General features: G+C 71.3%; 1 protein-coding gene. It reads right to left on the bottom strand.

The genetic code is table 11. From position 1 onward, the window contains the following. Nucleotides 1-684: beta-ketoacyl reductase (locus O5O46_RS35050; protein WP_269859733.1), on the bottom strand; the 684-nt coding region annotated here is incomplete at both ends.

Below are 684 nucleotides of genomic sequence, written 5' to 3'. Positions count from 1 at the left end.
GCGCCCACCAACTCATCGCGCAGGAACCGAGCCAAATCCGCAGGCGTCGGATAGTCGAACACCAACGTCGCCGGAAGCCGCAGCCCCGTAACCGCCTTCAGATCGTTGCGCAACTCCACCGCCGTCAGCGAGTCGAAGCCCAACTCCTTGAACGCCCGGCCTGCTTCGACCGCCTCCGGTCCGGCGTAGCCCAACACGGCAGCGACGCGAGCGCAGACCATTTCGACCAGGGCGCGGTCCCGCTCGGCCTGGTCCATGCCGACGAGGCGCTGCGCCAGCGAGTTGCCGTCAGTAGCGGCCGCCGCATCAACGACCCGGCGTATCGGCGTCCGTACCAGGCCGCGCAACAGCGCAGGCACGACGCCGGTCGTTGTGGCCTCCGCGCGCAGGGCGGCGAGGTCGAGCCGCATCGGCAGCAGCACGGCCTGGTCCACCGCGCCAGCGGCGTCAAACAGCGCCAGGCCCTCCGCGGAGGACAGCGGAGCCACCCCACCTCGTGTGATGCGTCGCAGGTCCACCTCGTCCAGGCTGCCGGTCATGCCGCTGGCCTGCGCCCACAGACCCCACGCCAGCGCCGTCGCCGGAAGACCCTGCGCACGCCGCTGCTGGGCCAACGCCTCCAAGAACGCGTTCGCCGCCGCGTAACTCCCCTGCCCCGCAGCACCAAACGCCGCAGCCGCACCG

This window comes from Streptomyces sp. RPT161, from assembly GCF_027533845.1.
Taxonomy (GTDB): Bacteria; Actinomycetota; Actinomycetes; order Streptomycetales; family Streptomycetaceae; genus Streptantibioticus_A; species Streptantibioticus_A silvisoli_A.
This window is presented reverse-complemented; position numbering and strand designations above follow the sequence as displayed.